Consider the following 20144-nt stretch of genomic DNA (forward strand, 5'->3'; position numbering starts at 1 on the left):
ATTCGAATAATACGGACGAACAGGGGCGGATGAGAGAACGGAAACGAAACAGATCAGACTACCAAAGGCGTTCGGAAGGAAAGTATATCGCTCGATACTGCTGATACGGCACCTGTCAGAGCGAACGAAGCAGAGTGTACAGACGCGGAATTCACATTCGAACACCCGAGAACGACCGGATCAAAGTTCAAGTAATTCGAATAGACTTATGCAAGAGGAAAACGATCGGTTACCTATGACGACAGATTCGGGGACCGGTCAACGCCGCCCGGTCAAGACGGTCGAAACCGCTGTCGGGATCCTGGAACTCATCAAGGGACGGGACGGGGCGACGCTACCCGAACTGACGGACGAACTCGACATGGCGAAAAGCACCGTCCACCGCCACCTCAAAACGCTGGAGAACCTGGATTTCGTAGTGGAAGGGGACGACGGATATCGTATCGGCCTCCGGACGCTTGATTTCGGGATCTACGCTCGGGACCAACAGTCGGTGTTTCACGAAGGGAAAGACAGAGTCGAGGAGTTAGCCGACGAGACAGGCGAGAAAGTGTGGCTGATAACCCACGAACGCGGTCGGAGCGTCCACCTGTTCAGCGCGACTGGGGCGCGCTCGGTGCGGACGCCCGCGCGCGAAGGTAATCAGGGGTATCTCCACCAACTCGCCGCAGGCAAGGCAATTCTGGCGTCCTTTTCGGAAGAGCGCGTGCGTTCGATCGCCGACGAGTACGGGCTTCCCGCTGAAACAGAAGCGACGATCACTGATAGGGACAAACTGTTCGACGAACTCGCGAGCATACGGGAGCGAGGGGTCGCGTTCAACCGCGGCGAGTCGATACCGAAACTCAACGCCGTCGGCGCACCGATAACCGATAGCGACGGGGAAGCGATCGCCGCGATCAGCGTTTCCGGACCCTCGAACCGTGTCAAGGGAACGTATCTCACCGAGGAACTCCCCGAACGGCTCCTCGGCGTGACCAACGAGATCGAGATCAACCTCAGCTACGCCGAATCGTAACGGTCAGGGACAGTTCGGCCATCACCTCTCTCGCCGGATTCTCCGCGGCGTCTCGACGGCGATTCAGGCTTCCAGAACTTCGACCATGTTACCCTCCGGATCGCGGAGGAACAGTATCCGGGTGCCGCTTTCCGTCGTCTGCGGTTCGCTCACCGTGTCGATGCGGTCCGGTAACTCGTCGTAGAACGCGTCCAGGTCCGAAACGGAGAGTCCCAGATGCTTCGCGCCGGCCTGGGTGACGTTCTCGGCGGTAGCGTTCTCGTCTGTCGGGCCGTACTCGACCAGTTCGACCCGAGTCTCGCCGGCATCGAGATGCACGAAATCCCCTGAAGCACCATCGACGCCGACGCCGGTCGCGAACGCTTCGCCCGACACGGAAAACCGGTCGATTTCGTCCAGTCCGACGGCGTCGCGGTAGAATTCGACAGCGCGGTCGAGGTCGGACACCGTAATGCCGTAATGGTTTGCGCTGAGTGCCATCGTATCTGGTTTTGAGGTTGTCACGGGCAAATACTCTTCGAACAGGCCGCCTTTCGCTCGCAGCCGGTTTTACAGAGGTAGAACTGTAACCTTTTCTCGGGATCGGACCGTTCGGGTACTTTATATTCGAATTACTCGGACAGCAGTAGCCGCCGCTATGCCGACGGACTGGCCGGGGTAGCCTCGAATACAGCCGGAATCGGTCTCTCCCGTGATATGTACCGAACACGTCCGGCTAAGGTTCTCCCCGCGTGTTCCAGGCCAGAACGATCGCGGTACGATTAGATCAGTAAAACGGATAGAAAGTTCTATTTCATTCGAGCCTTCCGAATATATCCACGAACCCACGCGTACTGTTCCGCAATGCCCCTATAGCGCGGCGACGGCGAGCAGGGACCCTTCGTCGACTGTGTCACAACTTGTGATTTCGTCCCACACCGTCGAAAACCCCTTTTACGAGCGTGGTAACGTATGGCCTGATGAAGTTCGACACTCCACCCGCGCTGTCGCCCGGAGATTCGGTGGCCGTTATCGCGCCCTCTAGCGGCGGCGCGCGGAACGCGCCGCACGTCTTCGAACTCGCGCTGGAACGACTCCGGTCAACGTTCGACCTCAACCCGGTCGTCTACCCGACGGCTCGTCAGAGCGACGAGTTTCTGGCTGCCAATCCGCGGGCCCGCGCAGCAGATGTCCACGACGCGTTCCGGGACCCCGACATCCGGGCCGTCTTCGCGACTATCGGCGGCTGGGACCAGTTGCGGATACTGCGACATCTGGACACGGCGGTCCTCCGCAAAAACCCGACCCGCTTCTTCGGGATGAGCGACAACACTAACCTCTCGCTCGCGCTGTGGAACGCCGGTATCGTCTCCTACAACGGGGCGCAACTGATGAACGAACTCGCCGTCCCCGGCGAACTCCCCGACTACACCGAGCGATACTGCCGACGGGCGTTCTTCGAGGACTCCCTCGGAAGCCTAGAGCCCTCCGCCGAGTGGACTGACGAACCGAGCACCTGGTGGACGAACCCCGACGAACTGGAGACGCCGCCCACGTACGAGTCGAACCCCGGATGGCGGTGGGCGGGCGGCGCGGAACCGGCCGAAGGACGGATCTGGGGTGGCTCTCGCGCGATCATCGAGTGGCAGCTCGCGACCGATCGGTATCTCCCCGACCCAGCGGACCTCGACGGTGCCGTTCTCGCGTTCGAGATGGCCGAGACGATCCCAAGTCCGTCCGAAATCGCCGCCACGCTGATGTGTCTGGGCGAACGCGGCCTCCTCGGACGGTTCTCGGCCGTTCTCGTCGGTCGGCCGCCGGGCCGAAGCTACCTCGAAGAACCGCCGCGCGAGGAACGCGAGTCCTACCGACGGCGGGTGTACGACGCCATCGTCGACGAGGTCGGGCGATACAACCCCGACGCACCGGTCGTTCTGGGACTCGATTGGGGCCATACGAATCCCGTCGTCCCGCTCCCGGTCGGCGGCCAGGTAAGCGTCGACCCGCAGGCCGAGGCCGTGACGTTCCCGGAACGGGACGGCTGAACCCAGCGGAATTTCCGGCCGCGAGCGCGCGGTGTCGAGACACGACACGAACCGCGTGACGTTCGGCAGGAATATCGTTCGTCAGCCATATTGGTCTGATTCCAATAATATATTTTATTTTTATAATAGTGAGTTTTGAACGTCCGTGTATTGCTCTCGCCGTTCCCCCGCGACGGCATAGGTCCCAGCGGCAGCGATGTTCGGGACGACCGTAGCCACGTCGTCTCCGTGGATGATATCAGATATTCTGCGGCATCATCTCTGCCGGAGGGATTCGCACATAATCGCGGTTTTGAAACCACTATGGGCGCTTTAGCTTCTTTTCCGTCCACAACAACGATCGCTCTATCGGTAGAATATTCCGTGCTTTTCGGCGATGAATCGCCGTGGATGCTCTACTAGTACAGGCAGTGACTGCCGCGCTAGCCAGGTCCCTCTCGGGTTCGTTTCGAGACGCTATGTATAGAGAAGACACGAGAATTCGAATCCGTATATACTGGTATTTCTTGATAGTGATAATTAATATTACTATTGAACCAGCAGTCGGTCACTGGGTCGAAACTCGTCTCGCAGGCGTCGGTCGCTCCGTCGGAACCGAGGTGTCGATCAACTCGGTCGGTCGCAAACGAAATACCCGTAGTTTCAGTACGGTCGAGGATCGATCTGACGGTATGGCAGCCAAAATGGTCATTCTGGCACAACGCGAGGACGGTTCGTCACACGAGGAGTGCATCGAGTACATGGAAACCGAACACGCGCCGCTCGTCGAGGAGATGGACGGCGTCCAGACGTACACGTACTCTATTCCCTTCGACCCCGACCGTAGCGGCGTCGACTACGTCGCTCAGCTTCACTTCGAAAGTCCGGCGGCCATGGACGAAGCGTTCGGCTCTGACGCCGGCAGCCGCGTCCAGGACGATGCCGCTTCGTTTCTCGACATGGACGCGACCGAAATGGTCGCCGTCGGCGAGGAAACGACGTATCTCGACCGGTCCGAGTGAACTTCCCGTAAGCGCTCATCGACAGCGGCGGGCAACGGACGGTGGCGCTTCTGAGGCCGACACCCCAACGGACGGCGACGAGTGTGAGCGACAGGTGTCCGTCTCCGACCGGCGTCAGTCCTCCGAGATTCGACTGCCGCCAGGAGGGAGGAAATGCTGGATCCGGTCGGGACTGGCCACCTTGCGGACGAACGACGTGTCCTCGAAGCGTTCGCGGAACTCGCGGTACAGCTTCTTGCCCACGTCGGCCTGCGCGTACTGGCCGGGTTCCACCTCGACCCACGTCTCGGCCTGGTCGCGGATGGTCGACGGCGGCCCGCCGATCACCCGCGTCGAGGGCTCGCAGGTGATGCCGACCGCGACGCCGACCGCAACGTCACGGAAGTACGTGCGGTCGCCGCGGATGGCGAATCCGCCCTTCTCCAGGAACTCGCCGCTCTCCGGCGTCTTGCTCACTTGGTCCGGGGTGACCATGTACGCGTCCCCGGCGAAGCGCCCGTCTTTCCACACCGAGGAGTACGAAACCGCGAACTGGGCCGCCTCGTCTTTGCTCTGCTGGGGGATATCGACGTTTTTCCCGGACTCGCTCGGCCCCGTCGCCTTGATCACCGTGACGGGGCCGCCGTGGGCCTGCGCGTGGAAGAACAGGTCGCCGGGTTCGAGGTACTTCTTGACGAGTTCCTCGTTCTGGTCGGCGTCGCGGCCGCCGATGACGAGGAAGTCGTCGCTCGTGTAGAACCAGCGGAACCGCTCGTACCACTGTTCTGAGCGCCGGACCGGGATCGAGGGCCGCGAAAGCCAGTCGATGTCTTCCGTCTCTTCCTCGTCCTCGGTCCCCTCGTTGCCCTCGTCGTCGCTTTGCTTCCACTGCTTTTTGCGTTCGCGGACTTCCGCTAACGCCTCGCGGGTGTCCTCGATCGCGGCCTGCGCGCCCTCTTTCTTCTCCTCGATGCGTTTCGCCTCGGTGTAGAGGCGGTCGGCGTTGTGTTCGACGCCCTCGCTGGCGTCGAGTTCCACGTCGGTCCCGTCCAGGCGAACGGTCACCGTTCCCTCGTCGCCGTTTACGTCGACGACTGCCTCGGCGGCCTCGATGCCCCGGTCCGCACCGTCTTCGAAGGTGTCCGCGATCTCTTCCCACGAAGTGTCGCGCTTGCGGGCGTCCTGTACCGTCGAAAGCACGTCGTCCACGAGACCGTAGCGTTCGTAGAGGAGTTCGGCCCGTTGCCGTTCCTCCTGTGCCTGTTGCTCGAACCCTTGGATCGCGTTCTGTTGCTGTTCGATAATACGCTCGTTTTTCTCTATCTCGGACTCGAAGTCGGGCGAGTCGTCGACCGCGGGTTGGTCGTCGTCGTCCGAGCGGTCGAGTTCGTAGAAGTACTCGTCGACGGCCGCGTTGAACGTGTCGGCCGAACGGCTGTCGAGGCCTTCGTACTCGCTGAGCGGGAACGGCGTCACGTCGACGTCCTGTCCGTCTTCCTCGTAGATCCGGGGGTCGAGCTCGGCGTTTTCGAGTTGTTCGCGGAGGCGCTCCGCGGCGTCGAACAGCGCCTCGTACTGCTCCTCCGTCGCGTCGGCGATGTCCGTCCCCTTCTCGACGCCTGCGCGGGAGCAGAGCTCCTCCGCGTACAGGCCGCCGAGGTTCAACTGCGTCGCGAGCGTCCGCACGATGTCCGAATCCGACTGGTCCATCGACGCGGCGAACTGTTCGAAGTCCATCCGCAAGGGATTCCCCTGTGAATCGGGGAACTCGTACTGCGAACCCGGCGCGACGGTCCGGGACTTGAGACGGACGGTGTCGAGCGAATCCACGACCTCGTCGTTCGCGTCGAGAACGGCGACGTTGCCGGGGCCGAACAGTTCGGCGATTATCGTCGTGTTCTCGTCCCCGCGCTCGAAGTGAAACTCCAGAATCCGGTCGAACTCGAACTGCTCGACGCCCGCGAAATCAGCGCCGGACAACCGGTTTCGCAGCATCATCGCGAAGTTCGGCGGCCGCCCCGGCGCGTCCGGTACGTTGTCCGGATCCGCGACGTGTGCGCGCTTGACGTCTCCGACCTCCACCAGCAGCTCCACCCGCCCGCGGTCGAAATCCCGCATCTTGAGGCGCAAGAAATCGTCGCCGTAGAGGTAGGCCTTGTCGACTTTCGCCCCCTCGTAGCTCCCGAGTTCGCCGACGAGGGCCGCGAGGTCGACGCTCGTCAGTTCCCGCTTTTGCTCCATGTCCGTTCTTCTCGTGGCCGCGGGAAAAGGCTGACCGATCGGCTCTCCCGGTATCGCCTCGGATCACTGTCAGACCGGCCGCCACGCGGGTTTTTTACCGGGGCGATGCGTTGCCGTTCCCATGTCGTCGCTCGGCGAAGTCGTCACGGTCGCCCTTCTGGCGGGAAGCGCCACCGGCATCGGCGCGCTTCCAGTCCTCGTCACTTCCCGCATCAGTCACAAAATGTACGACTCGGCGCTCGGGTTCGCCGCCGGGATCATGTTCGGTGCGGCGGTGTTTACCCTCGTCGTCCCGGGACTGGAACTCGGGTCGATGACGGAGGTACTTGTCGGCCTCGCCGGCGGTGGGCTGTTCCTCCTCGGCGCGAATCGACTCGTCCCGCACATCCACCTCCTGTTCGGGCGGGAACGCGGCGAAGGCAAGGGACAAGACGCGACCCCGATAGATGCCGAAGCGGTCGTCGACGTGCCGAAGGAACCGGACATCGACGACAAGATGCGGAAGGCGATGCTGGTCGGCAGCGCGATCACGATCCACAACATCCCAGAGGGCCTCGCCGTCGGCATCGCCTTCGCCAGCGGACAGGAAGGGATCGGGTTCGCTATCGCCGCCGCCATCGCCGTCCAGAACGTGCCCGACGGGTTCGCGATGGCTGTCCCCGCGAGTCAGGCGGGCGTCTCGAAGGCCAAGACCGTGCTGTTTACCACGCTGTCCGGCGGCGTGCCGGAACCGGTCGCCGCCGTCATCGGGTTTTTGCTCGTCGAGTTCGTCGTCGATGCGTTCCCACTTGCCGCGGGCGTCGCAGCGGGCGCGATGATGGCCGTCATCTTCCGCGAGATGATCCCTGAAAGCCACGCGCACGGGTACGCAGACGCTGCGACGCTGACGTTCATCGCGGGGTTCGCCGTGATGACGTTTATCGATACGACGTTTACGGTATGAACGGCCCGCACGGACGCGATTTTTCCAGTTCAAATTAATTAGACATAATCCTTATCCGTATTCGCAACACCGTTCTGTACGTGTGGCTGCAAGAACCGGTCACCGATCGGATGGCACCCCGGAACGGTGAGGACGACGGCAGATGAGAGACTCGGATAGGGACACTCCCGACTCCGACGGAGACACCTACGTAGTCTATCACGACTGGGACGAAGACGATTCGCTCAGTTCGACAGTGGTCACTGCCGTCGCCGCCATCAGAAACGTCGAACCGACCGCTATAGATCCGTTGAACGAGGCGGTCGACCCTGACGCGTTAAACACCATCTTCGAGAACAGACACGGCGGGGCTGAGCGCTCGGGGGCGACCCTAACGCTCCGCTTGAACGAGTGTTCGGTGACAATACACGGCGACGGCCGCGTCGTCGTCGGAGCGCCGGGCGAGGCGGCCAGCGGGGGTAACAACGTGCGGTGAAAGACGGTCCCACCGCTGCTTCTCGGCCTAGTCCGCGTGCCCGACCGCTCGGGTCGCTCTCGGACGCTACAGTCGTTTGCTAACGTACGGCCCGTCCTGATAGTAGCCCAACTTCTCGCGGTAGTACTCCCGCGCGCCGATACCGCTGATAACGCTCACCTTCTCGTAGCCGGCGTCGGCCGCGATGGCCTCGGCCCGTCGGAGGAGTTTCCGGCCGTACCCCTTGTGCTGCCAGTCGTAGCTCTCGTTTCCGACCTCTACCATCGGTCCGTACACGTGGAGTTCACGGACGAGCGCGGCGTCGTGCAGTTCTTCGCGCTGGGTGTTCCCGGGGAACCGTAGACGACAGAAACCGATCAACAGGTCGTTGTCGGGGTCCTCGTAGCTGATGAAGTGTTCCGTCCCGCCCCCGGCCTCGTACGTCGTCACGTCGAGTTCGACGTCCTCCGGGGCTTCGTCGTTCATGCCGACCTCGCGACAGCGGATGCAGTCGCAGGTCCAGCCGTGTTCGTCCATCTTCTTCCGGGCGAGTTGCCGGAGGTTGGACTTCCAGACGCCGGCGTCGATGAAGTCCGCGGGAATGTCCCGCTGGACCCGCTGGAGGCGCGTGTACTTGGGGATCATCGACTTGATCTCGGCGACCAGTTCCGCCGCCTGTTCGTTGCCGAGGGGGTCGTACTCGTCGTTGTGCCACATGTCGTACGTCTGGGTTCCGCGGACGACCAGAGTCGGGTAGATCTTCAGGTAGTCAGGCTTCCACTTCTCGTCCTCGAACAGTCGCCGGAAGTCCTCCAGACACATCTCTTCGGTCATGCCTGGCTGACCCGGCATCATGTGGAATCCGACCTTGAACGCGGCGTCGCGCAAGCGGCGGTTGGCATCGATAGAGGCCTGTGCGCCGTGGCCCCGGTGCATCTCGCGGTTGATCCGTTCGAAGGTGGTCTGGACACCGACCTCGACTTTCGTCCCGCCCAGGCGGAGCATCCGGTCTATCTGCTCCTGGTCGCACCAGTCGGGCTTCGTCTCGAACGTCGTCCCGATGTTACGGACGTCGGCCGTCTCGTTGCGGGCGATCACGTCCTCGACGTACTCGAAGTCGTACTCCTCGGGTTCCTGAGCGAAGCTTTCGCCCTGGGCGGGTTCGGGCTGTTTGTCCACGTCGTACTCGTTCATGGCCTGTAGCGCCCGCTTGACGAACCACTCCTGGTAGTCGTGGCTCCGGGCGGTCATCGTCCCGCCCATCAGGATTAGCTCCACTTTGTCGACAGGATGGCCGATCTCCCGTAACTGCTCCAGGCGGAGGCGGACCTGTCCGTACGGGTCGTAATCGTTCTGTACGCCGCGAGCGGCGGCGGGTTCGTTGCCGGTGTAGCTCTGCGAACTGGAGAACTCCGAGTCGGGACCGCCTGGACAGTAGAGGCATTTCCCGTGCGGGCAGTTGTGCGGGCTCGTCATGATGGCGACGGGTGAAACGCCCGACGCCGTCCGGACCGGCTTGCGCTGTAGCACCGATTCGAGTTCCTCGCGGCGCTCCTGGGGAGCGAAATCGAGGATCTCGGAGTTCTTCGGCACCTTCGGCGAAGAGTGCTCCGAGCAGACCTCCAGTTTCGCCTTCTCGACGTCGTCGCGTTCCAGGTCGCCTTCGAGGATGCGGTCGACCAACTCCTCGCAGACACGCTCGAACGCGTCCGACTCGGTGGCGTCCGACTCGATACTCATTGTGGATAAATGGCTCCGTCGAGCGGTTAAGCGTGTCGCTCGGGGGAGACGGGCGTATCATGTCATCACCGTTTTGTGATTTCACTGCGTATCCTGGATCATGAACGTCGTCCCCCCACGAGACGATGACGCTCCGTTCTGCGTCGTAGCCACAAGAGAAACGACCTCCCGAACCCCGGCGGAAGGTACGCGGATCGGCTCGACACCACTGCGGGCTCGTTCCCGGAGCGGACGCGGATGGTAGACGTCCTGTTCTCGGCAGCGCGTCTCTTGGGCGCGTTGTTGCTGGTGCTTCTGAACGGGTTCTTCGTGGCCGCAGAGTTCGCCTACGTTCGGGTCCGGTCGACGGCCGTGGATATGCTCGTCGAAGAGGGGAGAGCGGGCGCGGACACGTTGCAGGACGCCCTCGAGAACCTCGACGATTACCTCGCGGTCACCCAACTCGGGATCACGATCGCTTCCCTCGGCCTCGGCTGGATCGGGGAACCGGCCGTAGCGGCGCTCATCGAACCAGTCCTCGCTCCCGTCCTGCCGTCGTCAGCCGTTCACCTCGTCGCGTTCGCGGTCGGGTTCGGCTTCATCACGTTCCTACACGTCGTCTTCGGTGAACTCGCGCCGAAGACTATCGCGATCGCGAGAGCCGAGCGGATCGCCTTGCTCGTCTCGCCGCCGATGAAGTTCTTCTACTTCCTGTTTGTCCCCGGTATCGTGGTGTTCAACGGTACGGCGAACTTCTTCACCCGCATGGTCGGCGTCTCGCCAGCGTCCGAGACGAACGAGACGCTTCAGGAAGAGGAGATACTAACGGTGCTGACTCGCTCCGGACGGGAAGGCCACATCGACAGAGAGGAGGTCGAGATGATCGAGCATGTCTTCGAACTCGACGACACCTCCGTCCGCGAGGTCATGGTCCCGCGGCCGGACGTGGTGACCGTCTCCGCCGACCTCCCCCTGTCCGACCTACGCACCCTGATAACCGAGGCGGGACACACCAGATACCCGGTCATCGAGGCGGACGGGGAACAGATAACCGGATTCGTCGACGTCAAGGACGTTCTGCGGGCGATCGACTCCGTCGACGGGGACGCCGTCACGGCCGGTGACCTCGCGCGCGATATCCCCGTCGTTCCGGAGACCGGGCGAGTCAACGACCTCCTGACCGAGTTCCAGACCGAACAGACCCAGATTGCCGCCGTGATCGACGAGTGGGGGTCGTTCGAAGGGATCGCGACGGTCGAAGACGTCGTGGAAGTGATCGTCGGCGACATCAGGGACGAGTTCGACGTAAACGAGCGCGAACCGACGATCGACCGTCGCAGCGAGGGGACGTACGCCATCGACGGCGGCGTGACGATCGCCGAGGTCAACGAGACACTGGACACCGAGTTCGAGGCCGACGAGGTCGGAACGATCGGCGGACTGGTGCTGGACCGACTCGGCCGCGCTCCGGAGATCGGCGACCGGATCACGATGAACGGCTACGACCTGAAGGTCAATGGGTTAGACGGGGTTCGGATCTCGGAGGTCGTCGTTCGAGAGAAAGAGCCCGACAGCGAGGCGACGAGCGAGTCGGAGTAGCCGGCGTCGCCGCTGTTCGGAGAGAACGACGGAAAACGCGGTGGCGTCTATTCGCCCAGTTCTTCGGCGACGGCGGTGACGACGCCGTCGAGGACTTCGTCGCGCTCGCCGGTCAGGAATTCGAGATGGCCGTCGCGGCCGCCCACGACGGAGATACCGGCATCGTCGGCGTACTCGCTCGCCGTCTCGGCGACGGCGCGAACGTCGACTGCCTGGGTACTGCGGAGGTGGATCTCGTCGTCACCTGCACCGAGAGTGACGAACGGTTCGTCGGCGTCGTCTCGGCGACGACGGTGGAGTTCGTCCAGTAGCAGCGTCGTCGGCGGGAAGTCGAAGCGGTGGGTGAAGTCGTCGGTGTCGAGGACGGCGAAGGTGACGCCGTTCTCGCCGCGGACCGAGAGGTTCCGGTCGGCCGTTTCGACTTCGGTGTCTAACTTCTCTCGGAACTGCTCGCTCACGTGGGCGGCGAGGCTCTCCGCATCGCCGGGAGCCTCGGCCTGCCCGAACAGGAGGTCGGCGACGAGTTCGCGCTTGTCGTCGTAGGACTGGTAGTACGCCTCCAGTGCGATGGCCTCGCGCCGCTCTCGGAGGGCCGTCTCGTCGTAGCCGGCCTCGTCGGCGAGGGCGGCGTACTGTTCGGGTGCGTCGCCCCAGTAGCTCACCGCCGGCAGGTGTCGAAGGTCGTCGCGGATGTCGTCGCGGACGTGCGCGGCGACGTTCGCGGCGAGCGCCGTAGTGGTGAGGTTGTCGTCGGTGTCACCGTCGGCCAGACCGGGGTTGACGATGGTATCGACGTCGTCGACGATATCGTCGTCGGGATGGCTGGCGTCAACGACGACGCGGTGAGCGCCGTACACGTCGAGGAGGCGGTAGCCGTCGCTGGATTCCAGGGTGCTACCGGCGTCCACGAGGACGACGAGCGGGAGCTTCTCGCCGTGTCGCTCCTGCGCTTCGAGCATCTGGGTAGCGTCGTTCGTCGCGGCGTCCATGTCGTACACTTCGCCGTCGAGCGGACGGCGTTCGACGTAGTGGTACTCGGCGTCAGCCTTGACGTGTTCATCGCGGACGAGCGGCAGGACCGCACGCTCGATCGCGGCACCGGCGGCGTAGCCGTCAGCCGTCGCACTGTGGCGGACGATGACGGGTCGCGCTTCGAAGACGGCGCGCCGGACCGCCTCGGCGGCGTCGCCGATCGCGGTTTCGACGGTATCGGCGGGGTCGTCGGCGGCGAGCAGGTTGACTTCGCCCAGGCGGGCGCGGTCGGTCATCGCGGCCGTCAACCGCTCGTCGACGGCGGCGGCCTCCTCGTCGTCGAGGACGACCAGCGATTCGGTTTCGACCTGCAGTTCGTCGCGTCGGAGTTCGACCTCGCCGTCGAGGCGGACGTGATCGTCGGTTTCGACGTCGGGGTAGGCCCGGACGCCGGCCTCCTTGAACGCGGCACATTCGACCGTGCTGGTCTCGTCGCGGAGTTCGAACACCGTGGGACCGGAGGTCTGTCGAACGCCGGCGACCTCTCCCTCGATCCGGACGCTGTCACCGACCCGCTCCGAGAGGGACTCGATCGTGACCCGCGACGGGTCCGATTCGGGTTCCTCGTCGGTCGCTTCGGTCTCGGCCTCGTCTTCGACCGAGTCGGTCGTCGCTACCGCACTGGCGCTCGCTGCGGCCGCACCGCCTCCTGAGGGCTCTGCGGCCGCGTCTTCATTTCCCGTCGGACTCGCCTCCGGCGCATCGGCGTGGGGGTCGTCGACGAGCGTTCCGCGGAACTCGTCTTCGCCCTGTCGGATCGACCACCCAAGGTCGACGTTGCCGTTGTCTCGAACGTCCGTCACCTGGACGTAGACGGTGTCGCCCGAGTCCCAGTCGAGACTCTCCAGGCGCTTGTCGAGTTCACTCTTGTGGAGGAGGCCGGTGACGCTGTCACCGACGTCGACGAACACGCCGAATTCGGCGAAGCCGTCGACGGTGCCGCGGTAGTAGCGGCCGGGGGTCAGTTCGTCTGCACTGTCGCCTCTGAATTCGAAGAGGACGTCTTCTTCATGGCTACTGCAGATCCGCCCGTCGGCGGGCGTACCGCAGATGATACAGGTACCCATTTGACAGAGATAAATATCCCTGGCCTAAAACGGTTGTCGAAACGAACTCGCTACTCGAAAACCGGGCTATCGTCCTCCAGCGCCTCCACGTCGTCGACTATCGATCGTACGTCCTCCGGAAACAGCGCCACTTGCACCTCGTTTCCGTCCTCGTCCTCGAAGACCAGTTTGACGCGCTTGTCCCCGAACTCCCTTGCCTCCGCGTCGGTCACGTCGAACAGTTTCGCCGAGGCGGACTTGTTCGACGGACCGACGTTCTTGATAGCGCCGTCTTTCAGTTCGACCATGAAATCGTCCAGTTGAAGCGTTAGCACGAGAGACCGTTGGGGAGACATCGCTAAAACGGTACGCACGAAAACCGCCGGAAGCAGAATCAGTTCGCCGTCGTCGTTCACACGTGTCGGTGGGTAATACGTATCGGCAGGTAGATCCGTGTTCACACGTGTCGAGTGGCAGACTCCGGTCGTTCGCGCCCGTCTACCGCAAACAACCACTGTCTCCGGTTTCTCCGTCCGCGTTTCAGGGTTCGCTCCGCCCACGTTTAAGTGCAGTTCGGACGTATGTCCGGACGACTATGGAACTGACCTGGCACGGCCACGCCACGTGGCACGTCGAAGTCGGTGAAACGTCGCTTTTGATCGACCCGTTCTTCGACAACCCGCACACGTCGCTTGACCCGTCGGACGTCGAGCAACCCGACTACGTCCTGCTGACGCACGGCCACGCGGACCACGTCGGCGACGCGGGTCACTTTTCCGACGCAACGCTGGTCGCGGTACCGGAACTCGCCGCGTTCGCCGAGGACGAGTTCGGCTTCGAGGACGCCGTCGGCGGGATGGGGATGAACCTCGGCGGCACCGTGGAGTGCGGCGACGCGTACGTGACGATGCACCGCGCCGACCACACGAGCGGCATCAACACTGGCTACGAGTACTCCGCCGGTCCGCCCGTCGGCTACGTCATCAGCGACACGAAACCCACGCAGGTTTCGGACGAGGAGAGCGAGACGTTCTACCACGCGGGCGACACCGGCCTGATGACGGAGATGCGCGACGTTATCGGCCCGCACCTCGAACCGGACGCAGCCGCCGTCCCGGCCGGCGACCACTTCACGATGGGACCGATGCAGGCCGCCATCGCCGTCGACTGGCTGGACGTCGACCACGCGTTCCCCATGCATTACGACACGTTCCCGCCGATCGAGATAGATACCGACGACTTCGTCAACGAGGTCAAAGGAACCGGTAGCGACGCCGAGGCCCACGTGCTGGACGGCGACGAGACGTTCGACCTGAGCGAAGGGTACTGATACCGACGGCTGTACCCGACTGCGGATCTCCGCCAGATTGGTCGGCGGCGTCTACGCCCGCGTCCTGCTTTACGCCGTTGTACACGGCGACATGCGGCCGTTCTTTCCCGTCGAGGCGAGTTCCGCTCCTCGGCGTTCCCTCGGTCGGTCCCCTCTACGCAGGGTGTGTCACCGCCGGAGGGTCTCGGTGCCATCCTGTGGGTCCGTCGTATTTTCCGAGTGAGCAACGCTTACGACACCGGCCGTTGATGTTGCAGTTGCAATGGCAAAAGAAGTCCACAGCGTCTCCGAAGAGGGGTACAGCACGACGAATCAGATCCGCGATTTCGAGACGACCGTGGACGCAACCGGCGAGGAAGCACCGGACACGCTGGAGGCCCTGCTCGCGGCGTACGCCTCCTGTTACGTTCCCGCTCTCCGCGTCGGAGCCGAGCAACGCGACGCCGGCGACCTGGGTCGCATCGAAATCGACGCGACAGGCGACCTCAACGACGACGACAAACTCGAATCAGTATCGTTCGACGTCACGACTGACGCCGACGTAGACGACGACAAGAAGGAAGCGATCATCGAGCGAGCGGACGAACTGTGCAAGGTCGGCGACGCCGTCAAAGGCGACCTCAAGGCCGAAGTTTCGATCCGCTAAAGTCGGTTCGCCGGTTTCCTGGCGGTTTCCGACCGCATAACGGCGTACAGCGGGGGAAACCCTGATACCGCTTTGTTACTAATCGACTGGTATGACAGACAGCGAGTGGACCGACCGTATCGTCGGCGACCGAATGGCGGTCGATCAGGAGTTCTCTCGGCACGTTCAGAACTCCCGGTTCTCGAACCAGGAGTGGGGGATGATCATGACCGCCGTCGAACTGGACATAGAGAACCCCGGCGACCCGGAAGCGGCGCGCATCGTCGCCGTTACCGACAACATCGATCAGGTGATGCCGGCGATCGAAGAGGCCCGTTCGAAGATGGGCGGGATGGGCGCAGGCGGCGGTGGCGGTCCCAGCGGCGGCGCTCGCTCGGGATCATCAGAGGGGTTTCTCTCCGGAATCAAGGACGCGCTCGGTCTTGGCGGCGGCGAGAGCGGCGGAGACGGTGAACGCGCCGAAGCCGCCGCAACGTTGGCACAGGAGTACGCCGACGAGTTACAGGCGCACCTCGAACAGAAGGGGAAGTGGGAGGAGGTCCGGACGGCTGCGCAGGGGTAGAGTAGCCATCGAAACGGTTTACCCATCGATCGCCTGCATACGGGTGATCGAGGGTGAAACGACTGTTAATCGCCGCTCTAGCCGTCGCCCGACCGAAACAGCGTCAGCTCCTCGGCCTGGTAGATGTTGATGAGTTCGTTGACGAGTTCGTCGTAGGATTCGTCGTCGACGCGAAGCGCGTCTAACCGCTCGACGGTTTCCTCGTCAAGATCGACCTTTGGCATGGCAGAACCAACGCACGCAAACGGCTTAAACATGAGCCGTCAGTGCGTCAGGTGACGGGCCGTCAGTGCGTCAGGTAACGGCGTCTCCGGACGTGCGTCCGCTCGCGTCGACACGGACGGACTGACGGCGTTAGTCCTCGTCGCGGAGTTCTTCCAGTTCCTGTCTGGTCTTCTCGCGCCCTTTCCTGAACTCGCCGATGGCTTCGCCGCTTGACCGTGCGAGTTTCGGGATCTTCTTTGCGCCGAACAGCAGGCCGACGAGCAGCAGTACTGCGACGAGTTCGAGGCCGCCGGGCGCGAACAGCGGTGTTGCTACTGGCATCGTGTAGTACACCTGTTCGAGTGTTAGGTGCGAGAATAGTAATATTTTCTCGTCGTTCCGACTCCGCGGGAACGACCGCCTGCAGAACGGCCACCGTTACCAGCGGTCTCGATGTCGTCAGCGCCGGAGAGCTACGCTCAGAGGCGGTCGATCACTGCCTCTGTGACGTCCGACGTAGTCGCGTCGCCGCCGAGGTCCGGTGTTCGCGGCCCCTCGTCGAGAACGCCCTCGACGGCGGCGCGCACGCGGTCGGCCTCGTCACCGTATCCGAGGTGGTCGAGCAGCATCGCAGCCGAAAGGATCATCGCCGAAGGGTTAGCGATGCCCTTCCCCGCGATGTCCGGCGCGGAGCCGTGGACCGGTTCGAACAGCGCGTTCTCCGAACCGACGTTGGCGCTCGGCAAGAGACCGAGTCCGCCGACGAGCCCCGCCGCGAGGTCCGACAGCATGTCGCCGGCGAGGTTCGGACAGATGACGACGCCGTACTCCTCAGGATGCATGACGAGATGCATCGCCAGCGCGTCCATCAGCGCGGTGTCGTACGCCGCGTCGCGCTCTTCGGCGACGGCCTCGGCCGTTTCGAGGAACAACCCGTCCGTCTCGCGCATTACGTTTGCCTTGTGGGCGACGGTGACATCATCGTAGCCGTTGGCCGCGGCGTAGTCGAAGCCGAACTCGGCGATGTCGCGGGACGCGTCCTCGGTGACGACGCGAGTGAGCGTCGTCACGCCGTCGGCGATCTCGCTCTCGATACCGGAGTAGACACCCTCCGTGTTCTCGCGGATGAACACGATATCGGTATCCGGCTGGACGGCGTCGAGTCCGGGGTACGAGACGGCCGGGCGGACGTTCGCGAAAGAGCCGACCACGTCGCGGAGCGGGAGGATGACGTCCGCCGCCGTCTCGCCCGCTGCGCCGAACAGCGTTGCGTCGCTGTTCGCGGCGATATCTCGGGTGTCCTGCGGCAGCGCCTCTCCGGTCTCTGCTTTCACGGCGTCGCCGGCATCGCCCTCGACGAACTCGAAGTCGGGGGCCAGCGCCTCTAGTACGTCGACTGCGGCGGGCGTCACTTCCTGTCCGATACCGTCGCCGGGGATGACGGCGATCTGGTGAGTCATAGCTACCGAAACGTAGCGGTGGTTGGAAAGGGATTCGGTACCGGTAGGACTTCTCCAGAGTTCGGCCGCTGGTTCGCGGGGCCGCCGGGCGTGCCGAACGGTGTAGCCGCTGAACACCTCAACAACCACCCCAAGCTATTTATCCCCGGGGAACGAATTATTAAGTAGAGACGCCGCGCGGAATTAAATCGGTAGCTTCTTGTATCGGTTCCCAGTATATTCTGTTCCGACGTTTGACCCCAGTAACGGCGCACTCTGAACCGTATCCGTATCGTGAGGATGCGACCGAAACCGACCCGTCACCGCCATCGGTCAGCCCGTTCCGTCCCATTGGCCGACCATCCACGCGCCGCTTTCGGGGAGAGACGCCGGAAAACACCCATCCGAGAGATCGGGTCCCGATCGAAACTGCACCGACACCCGACCGAAACCGCACTGGCACCCAACCATCGCGACACAGATCCATACATGCAAGACCGAACGACAGCAGACGACGCACTCGAATCAGTGACCGACCCCACCGCGTTCAGCGACCGCGAAGCTATCGACGAAGTCACTGACAGCTTCCCCCACCCGGAGCAGGACCACTGCGAGGCCGACTACGCGGGACGAGCCATCGTCGGCGTGACGAACGAGGAGGGGGAGACTCTGATCATCGTCGACCGCGATGCGGGCGCTGCGGTCCTGCCGAGCCCGAAGGTCGAGACCGACGGCGACTACGTCGCCGCCGCGAAGGAAGAGGTCGCCGACGTGGCGGGTATCGACGTCGAGATAACCGGGGTCGAACGCGTTCGACACGCCGAACACGTCGTCGAGGGCGAGGACGACCCCTTCGACGAGACCACCCATCTCGTCTTCTCGGCGACCCCCGCCGACGAGTACACCGAGGCGTCCGTCGACGGCGACGAATCCTGGACGGTCGAGTGGCACGACACCGTCCCTGCTGACCTGCTGGACGACGACGCACCCCCGAGCGACGACGTGCGACTGTTCGTCGACTGACCGACCCCTTCGCAGACACACACCGCGACCAGCGACACGCGGCACCGAACGCGACCAAACCCAACAGACAGCAACAGCTATGTCCGACCGATCTGCACGACACGATCCGAGTGTGACTGGCGACTCAAGTGCGACCGGCGACTCAAGTGTGACTGGCGACTCAAATCCGCCTCACGACTCAAGCACGTCCGACAGTTCACGCACGACCGACGGTTCAAGCACGACTACCGGCTTCGCAATACGAGCGCCAGCGACCAGCCCGAACGACGAACCGATCACCGTCAGGATAACGGGTGCGACCCCGAACGCGACGGTCGAGTTCGAGGCGGCGCTGGTCGACGACGACGGCGTCGAGTGGCGCTCCCGGGCGACGTTTACCGCGGACGCGGAGGGCGTCGTCGACCTGACCGAACGCTCGCCCGAAAACGGAACCTACGACGGCCTCGATCCGATGGGCTGGCTGTGGTCCATGACGACCGACGCCGACGCGCTGATGCCCGAACTGAACACCGATCCCGCGGTCACGGTCAACCTGCGAGCGGCGAGCGGCGAGCGTCACGCCAAGCGAACCATCACCCGGCAACTGTACGACGACGGGATCACGTCGCGGCCCGTCAAACGCGACGGCCTCGTCGGCACGCTCTACGAACCGGCGGGTGACGGCCCGCATTCGGGCGTGCTCTCGCTACACGGATCCGGCGGCAAGACACCGGTCCGAACCGTACAGCTACTCGCCTCGCACGGGTACGCTACGTTGGCGGTCCAGTACTTCGGCGAGGACGATGCGATCCCCGACGACCACCGAAGTATCCCGCTGGCGTACTTCGACGAGGCGGCGGACTGGCTCCGCGAGCAACCGGCGGTGAAAGACGCCCGACTCGGCGTCGTCGGCGGGTCCCGCGGCGGCGAGCTCGCACTCCTGCTGGGTGCGCGCCGCGACTGGGTCGGGGCGGTCGTCTCCTACGCCGGAAGCGGCGTCGCGTGGGACACGCCGAGCGGCGAACCCGGCTGGGTCGACGGCGGCGAGGCCGTCCCGCACCTCGAAGGCAAGGACATCCCGCGGGAGACGATCCGGGCGGGACTGGAAGACGAACCAGTCGACGCCGCGTCTATCGCGGTCGAGGAGACGCAGGGGCCGGTTCTGCTACTCTCGGGCGGCGACGACCGGCTCTGGGACGCGAGACGACTGTCGAATATCGCGCTGGAGCGTCTGAAAGAGGCTGATTTCCCGCACGAGTACGCTCATCGAACCTACGACGACGCGGGCCACCTCATCTCGGTACCGTACGTTCCGACGACGGGCTTCGAGAAGGGCGGTGGCACGCCGCGTGGGACCGCACACGCGGCAGCGGACTCGTGGCCGACGGTGCTTGACTATCTCGAACGGGGACTCGACGCCACGGAGGTGGCGAACGACCGATGAAGAAGACGGTCATCGCACCCGGTCAGGGTACGATAGAGTCCGACGAACTGGACGAACCGCAGACCTCCCTGGCGGTCGCGACCCATCTCGAGGACTGCATTCACGTCGAGTGTAACGGGCTCGTCTATCCGGAGGGCGACGTTCGCGAGCAGACTCGCGAACTGTTCGGCCTCGTCGAGAAGATGCTCGACGACCTCGACGGCACCCCGAACGACCTCGTCAAGCTACGCTGGTACGTCGAGACGGGGGTGTACTCTCCGTCGACGCGGGGGACCGTTCAAGAGGTGCAGTCCGAGTTCGTCGACCGGCCCCACTATCCGGCAGGGTGTGTGGTCGAGACACCAGCAATACCTGTTTCGGGAGCGGTTCTCGAACTCGACGCGACGGCGACGATCCCCGACGACGGGTGGACCGTCGAGACGATAGCCGGGGAAGAAAAGTGAACGGTCGCAGGCGCAGCT

The 20144-nt window shown here is 63.6% G+C and carries 19 protein-coding genes and 1 pseudogene; 12 read left to right on the forward strand and 8 right to left on the reverse strand.

The features are described 5' to 3' along the window. Window positions 1-235 precede the first annotated feature (235 nt). A complete protein-coding gene (locus tag EYW42_RS06070) occupies window positions 236-1018 on the forward strand; it encodes an IclR family transcriptional regulator (protein ID WP_135534359.1) in 783 nt (260 codons plus the stop codon). Between the two features lie 63 nt (window positions 1019-1081). On the opposite strand, the gene EYW42_RS06075 is transcribed toward EYW42_RS06070, so the two are convergent. Further along, a complete protein-coding gene (locus EYW42_RS06075) occupies window positions 1082-1498 on the reverse strand; it encodes a VOC family protein (RefSeq protein ID WP_135534360.1) in 417 nt (138 codons plus the stop codon). 476 nt (window positions 1499-1974) lie between these two features. On the opposite strand from EYW42_RS06075, the gene EYW42_RS06080 reads away from it, so the two are divergent. After that, window positions 1975-3042 (forward strand): S66 family peptidase, encoded by a 1068-nt coding sequence (locus EYW42_RS06080; RefSeq protein ID WP_135534758.1) that lies wholly within the window; start codon window positions 1975-1977, stop codon window positions 3040-3042. A 671-nt stretch (window positions 3043-3713) separates the two neighbouring features. Beyond that, a complete protein-coding gene (locus EYW42_RS19435; RefSeq protein ID WP_161972913.1) occupies window positions 3714-4043 on the forward strand; it encodes an EthD family reductase in 330 nt (109 codons plus the stop codon). 114 nt (window positions 4044-4157) lie between these two features. Here EYW42_RS19435 and rqcH read toward each other — a convergent pair whose 3' ends face one another. Further along, a complete protein-coding gene (gene rqcH / locus EYW42_RS06090) occupies window positions 4158-6263 on the reverse strand; it encodes a ribosome rescue protein RqcH (protein WP_135534362.1) in 2106 nt (701 codons plus the stop codon). A 121-nt stretch (window positions 6264-6384) separates the two neighbouring features. Here rqcH and EYW42_RS06095 point away from each other — a divergent pair, with 121 nt between their 5' ends. Next, a complete protein-coding gene (locus tag EYW42_RS06095; RefSeq protein WP_135534363.1) occupies window positions 6385-7206 on the forward strand; it encodes a ZIP family metal transporter in 822 nt (273 codons plus the stop codon). A gap of 142 nt (window positions 7207-7348) precedes the next feature. Next, on the forward strand, window positions 7349-7681 hold the full coding sequence (locus EYW42_RS06100) for a HalOD1 output domain-containing protein (protein WP_135534364.1): 333 nt from the start codon (window positions 7349-7351) through the stop codon (window positions 7679-7681). 66 nt (window positions 7682-7747) lie between these two features. Here the strand turns inward: EYW42_RS06100 and EYW42_RS06105 are convergent, their stop codons facing one another. Then, window positions 7748-9400, reverse strand: a complete 1653-nt coding sequence (locus EYW42_RS06105; RefSeq protein WP_135534365.1) for a tRNA uridine(34) 5-carboxymethylaminomethyl modification radical SAM/GNAT enzyme Elp3 — start codon at window positions 9398-9400, stop codon at window positions 7748-7750. A gap of 237 nt (window positions 9401-9637) precedes the next feature. On the opposite strand from EYW42_RS06105, the gene EYW42_RS06110 reads away from it, so the two are divergent. Then, window positions 9638-10978 carry a hemolysin family protein gene (locus EYW42_RS06110; protein ID WP_135534366.1) on the forward strand — a complete coding sequence of 447 codons (1341 nt, stop codon included), beginning with the start codon at window positions 9638-9640 and terminating at the stop codon, window positions 10976-10978. Window positions 10979-11025: 47 nt separating this feature from the next. Here the strand turns inward: EYW42_RS06110 and EYW42_RS06115 are convergent, their stop codons facing one another. Both EYW42_RS06115 and EYW42_RS06120 read right to left on the reverse strand, forming a co-directional pair. Continuing rightward, complete coding sequence (locus EYW42_RS06115) at window positions 11026-13077, reverse strand: DHH family phosphoesterase (protein ID WP_135534367.1); 2052 nt, start codon at window positions 13075-13077, stop codon at window positions 11026-11028. A gap of 50 nt (window positions 13078-13127) precedes the next feature. Continuing rightward, on the reverse strand, window positions 13128-13391 hold the full coding sequence (locus tag EYW42_RS06120) for a hypothetical protein (protein WP_135534368.1): 264 nt from the start codon (window positions 13389-13391) through the stop codon (window positions 13128-13130). 260 nt (window positions 13392-13651) lie between these two features. Between EYW42_RS06120 and EYW42_RS06125 the strand changes: the two genes are divergently transcribed. From EYW42_RS06125 to EYW42_RS06135, 3 genes are all read left to right on the forward strand, one after another. Beyond that, complete coding sequence (locus tag EYW42_RS06125; RefSeq protein ID WP_135534369.1) at window positions 13652-14386, forward strand: metal-dependent hydrolase; 735 nt, start codon at window positions 13652-13654, stop codon at window positions 14384-14386. A 262-nt stretch (window positions 14387-14648) separates the two neighbouring features. After that, window positions 14649-15032 (forward strand): OsmC family protein, encoded by a 384-nt coding sequence (locus tag EYW42_RS06130; protein ID WP_135534370.1) that lies wholly within the window; start codon window positions 14649-14651, stop codon window positions 15030-15032. Window positions 15033-15123: 91 nt separating this feature from the next. Further along, window positions 15124-15594: a DUF5799 family protein gene (locus EYW42_RS06135; protein WP_135534371.1), complete on the forward strand. Its 471-nt coding sequence runs from the start codon at window positions 15124-15126 to the stop codon at window positions 15592-15594. Window positions 15595-15671: 77 nt separating this feature from the next. On the opposite strand, the gene EYW42_RS19750 is transcribed toward EYW42_RS06135, so the two are convergent. The 3 genes and pseudogenes from EYW42_RS19750 to EYW42_RS06145 form a co-directional block, all read right to left on the reverse strand. Beyond that, window positions 15672-15818 (reverse strand): DUF7557 family protein, encoded by a 147-nt coding sequence (locus EYW42_RS19750; RefSeq protein WP_168192963.1) that lies wholly within the window; start codon window positions 15816-15818, stop codon window positions 15672-15674. Window positions 15819-15954: 136 nt separating this feature from the next. Beyond that, window positions 15955-16140 (reverse strand): annotated as a pseudogene (locus EYW42_RS06140) (twin-arginine translocase TatA/TatE family subunit); the annotation flags it as partial. Between the two features lie 137 nt (window positions 16141-16277). Continuing rightward, window positions 16278-17258 (reverse strand): isocitrate/isopropylmalate dehydrogenase family protein, encoded by a 981-nt coding sequence (locus EYW42_RS06145; RefSeq protein ID WP_135534373.1) that lies wholly within the window; start codon window positions 17256-17258, stop codon window positions 16278-16280. Between the two features lie 468 nt (window positions 17259-17726). Here EYW42_RS06145 and EYW42_RS06150 point away from each other — a divergent pair, with 468 nt between their 5' ends. The 3 genes from EYW42_RS06150 (at window position 17727) to EYW42_RS06160 (ending at window position 20126) form a co-directional block, all read left to right on the forward strand. After that, the gene (locus tag EYW42_RS06150) at window positions 17727-18260 is read left to right on the forward strand and encodes a hypothetical protein (protein WP_135534374.1); all 534 of its coding nucleotides are present in this window, start codon (window positions 17727-17729) and stop codon (window positions 18258-18260) included. A gap of 112 nt (window positions 18261-18372) precedes the next feature. Beyond that, window positions 18373-19683, forward strand: a complete 1311-nt coding sequence (locus tag EYW42_RS06155) for an acyl-CoA thioester hydrolase/BAAT C-terminal domain-containing protein (RefSeq protein ID WP_161972914.1) — start codon at window positions 18373-18375, stop codon at window positions 19681-19683. Next, complete coding sequence (locus tag EYW42_RS06160; protein ID WP_135534376.1) at window positions 19680-20126, forward strand: RidA family protein; 447 nt, start codon at window positions 19680-19682, stop codon at window positions 20124-20126. The genes EYW42_RS06155 and EYW42_RS06160 overlap by 4 nt, the downstream gene beginning before the upstream one ends. The last annotated feature ends 18 nt before the right edge of the window (window positions 20127-20144 follow it).

Origin of the sequence: Halostella pelagica (assembly GCF_004762015.1) — an archaeon.
Lineage (GTDB): Archaea > Halobacteriota > Halobacteria > Halobacteriales > Natronoarchaeaceae > Halostella > Halostella pelagica.

Excerpts from the sequence above, each read along its gene's own strand:
- EYW42_RS06130 (WP_135534370.1), top strand. The coding sequence starts at position 14,649 with ATGGCAAAAGAAGTCCACAGCGTCTCCGAAGAGGGGTACAGCACGACG.
- EYW42_RS06100 (WP_135534364.1), top strand. The coding sequence starts at position 7,349 with ATGAGAGACTCGGATAGGGACACTCCCGACTCCGACGGAGACACCTAC.
- EYW42_RS19435 (WP_161972913.1), top strand. The coding sequence starts at position 3,714 with ATGGCAGCCAAAATGGTCATTCTGGCACAACGCGAGGACGGTTCGTCA.
- EYW42_RS06135 (WP_135534371.1), top strand. The coding sequence starts at position 15,124 with ATGACAGACAGCGAGTGGACCGACCGTATCGTCGGCGACCGAATGGCG.
- EYW42_RS06145 (WP_135534373.1), bottom strand. The coding sequence starts at position 17,258 with ATGACTCACCAGATCGCCGTCATCCCCGGCGACGGTATCGGACAGGAA.
- EYW42_RS06070 (WP_135534359.1), top strand. The coding sequence starts at position 236 with ATGACGACAGATTCGGGGACCGGTCAACGCCGCCCGGTCAAGACGGTC.
- EYW42_RS06150 (WP_135534374.1), top strand. The coding sequence starts at position 17,727 with ATGCAAGACCGAACGACAGCAGACGACGCACTCGAATCAGTGACCGAC.
- EYW42_RS06105 (WP_135534365.1), bottom strand. The coding sequence starts at position 9,400 with ATGAGTATCGAGTCGGACGCCACCGAGTCGGACGCGTTCGAGCGTGTC.
- rqcH (WP_135534362.1), bottom strand. The coding sequence starts at position 6,263 with ATGGAGCAAAAGCGGGAACTGACGAGCGTCGACCTCGCGGCCCTCGTC.
- EYW42_RS06110 (WP_135534366.1), top strand. The coding sequence starts at position 9,638 with ATGGTAGACGTCCTGTTCTCGGCAGCGCGTCTCTTGGGCGCGTTGTTG.
- EYW42_RS06095 (WP_135534363.1), top strand. The coding sequence starts at position 6,385 with ATGTCGTCGCTCGGCGAAGTCGTCACGGTCGCCCTTCTGGCGGGAAGC.
- EYW42_RS06125 (WP_135534369.1), top strand. The coding sequence starts at position 13,652 with ATGGAACTGACCTGGCACGGCCACGCCACGTGGCACGTCGAAGTCGGT.
- EYW42_RS19750 (WP_168192963.1), bottom strand. The coding sequence starts at position 15,818 with ATGCCAAAGGTCGATCTTGACGAGGAAACCGTCGAGCGGTTAGACGCG.
- EYW42_RS06160 (WP_135534376.1), top strand. The coding sequence starts at position 19,680 with ATGAAGAAGACGGTCATCGCACCCGGTCAGGGTACGATAGAGTCCGAC.
- EYW42_RS06075 (WP_135534360.1), bottom strand. The coding sequence starts at position 1,498 with ATGGCACTCAGCGCAAACCATTACGGCATTACGGTGTCCGACCTCGAC.
- EYW42_RS06115 (WP_135534367.1), bottom strand. The coding sequence starts at position 13,077 with ATGGGTACCTGTATCATCTGCGGTACGCCCGCCGACGGGCGGATCTGC.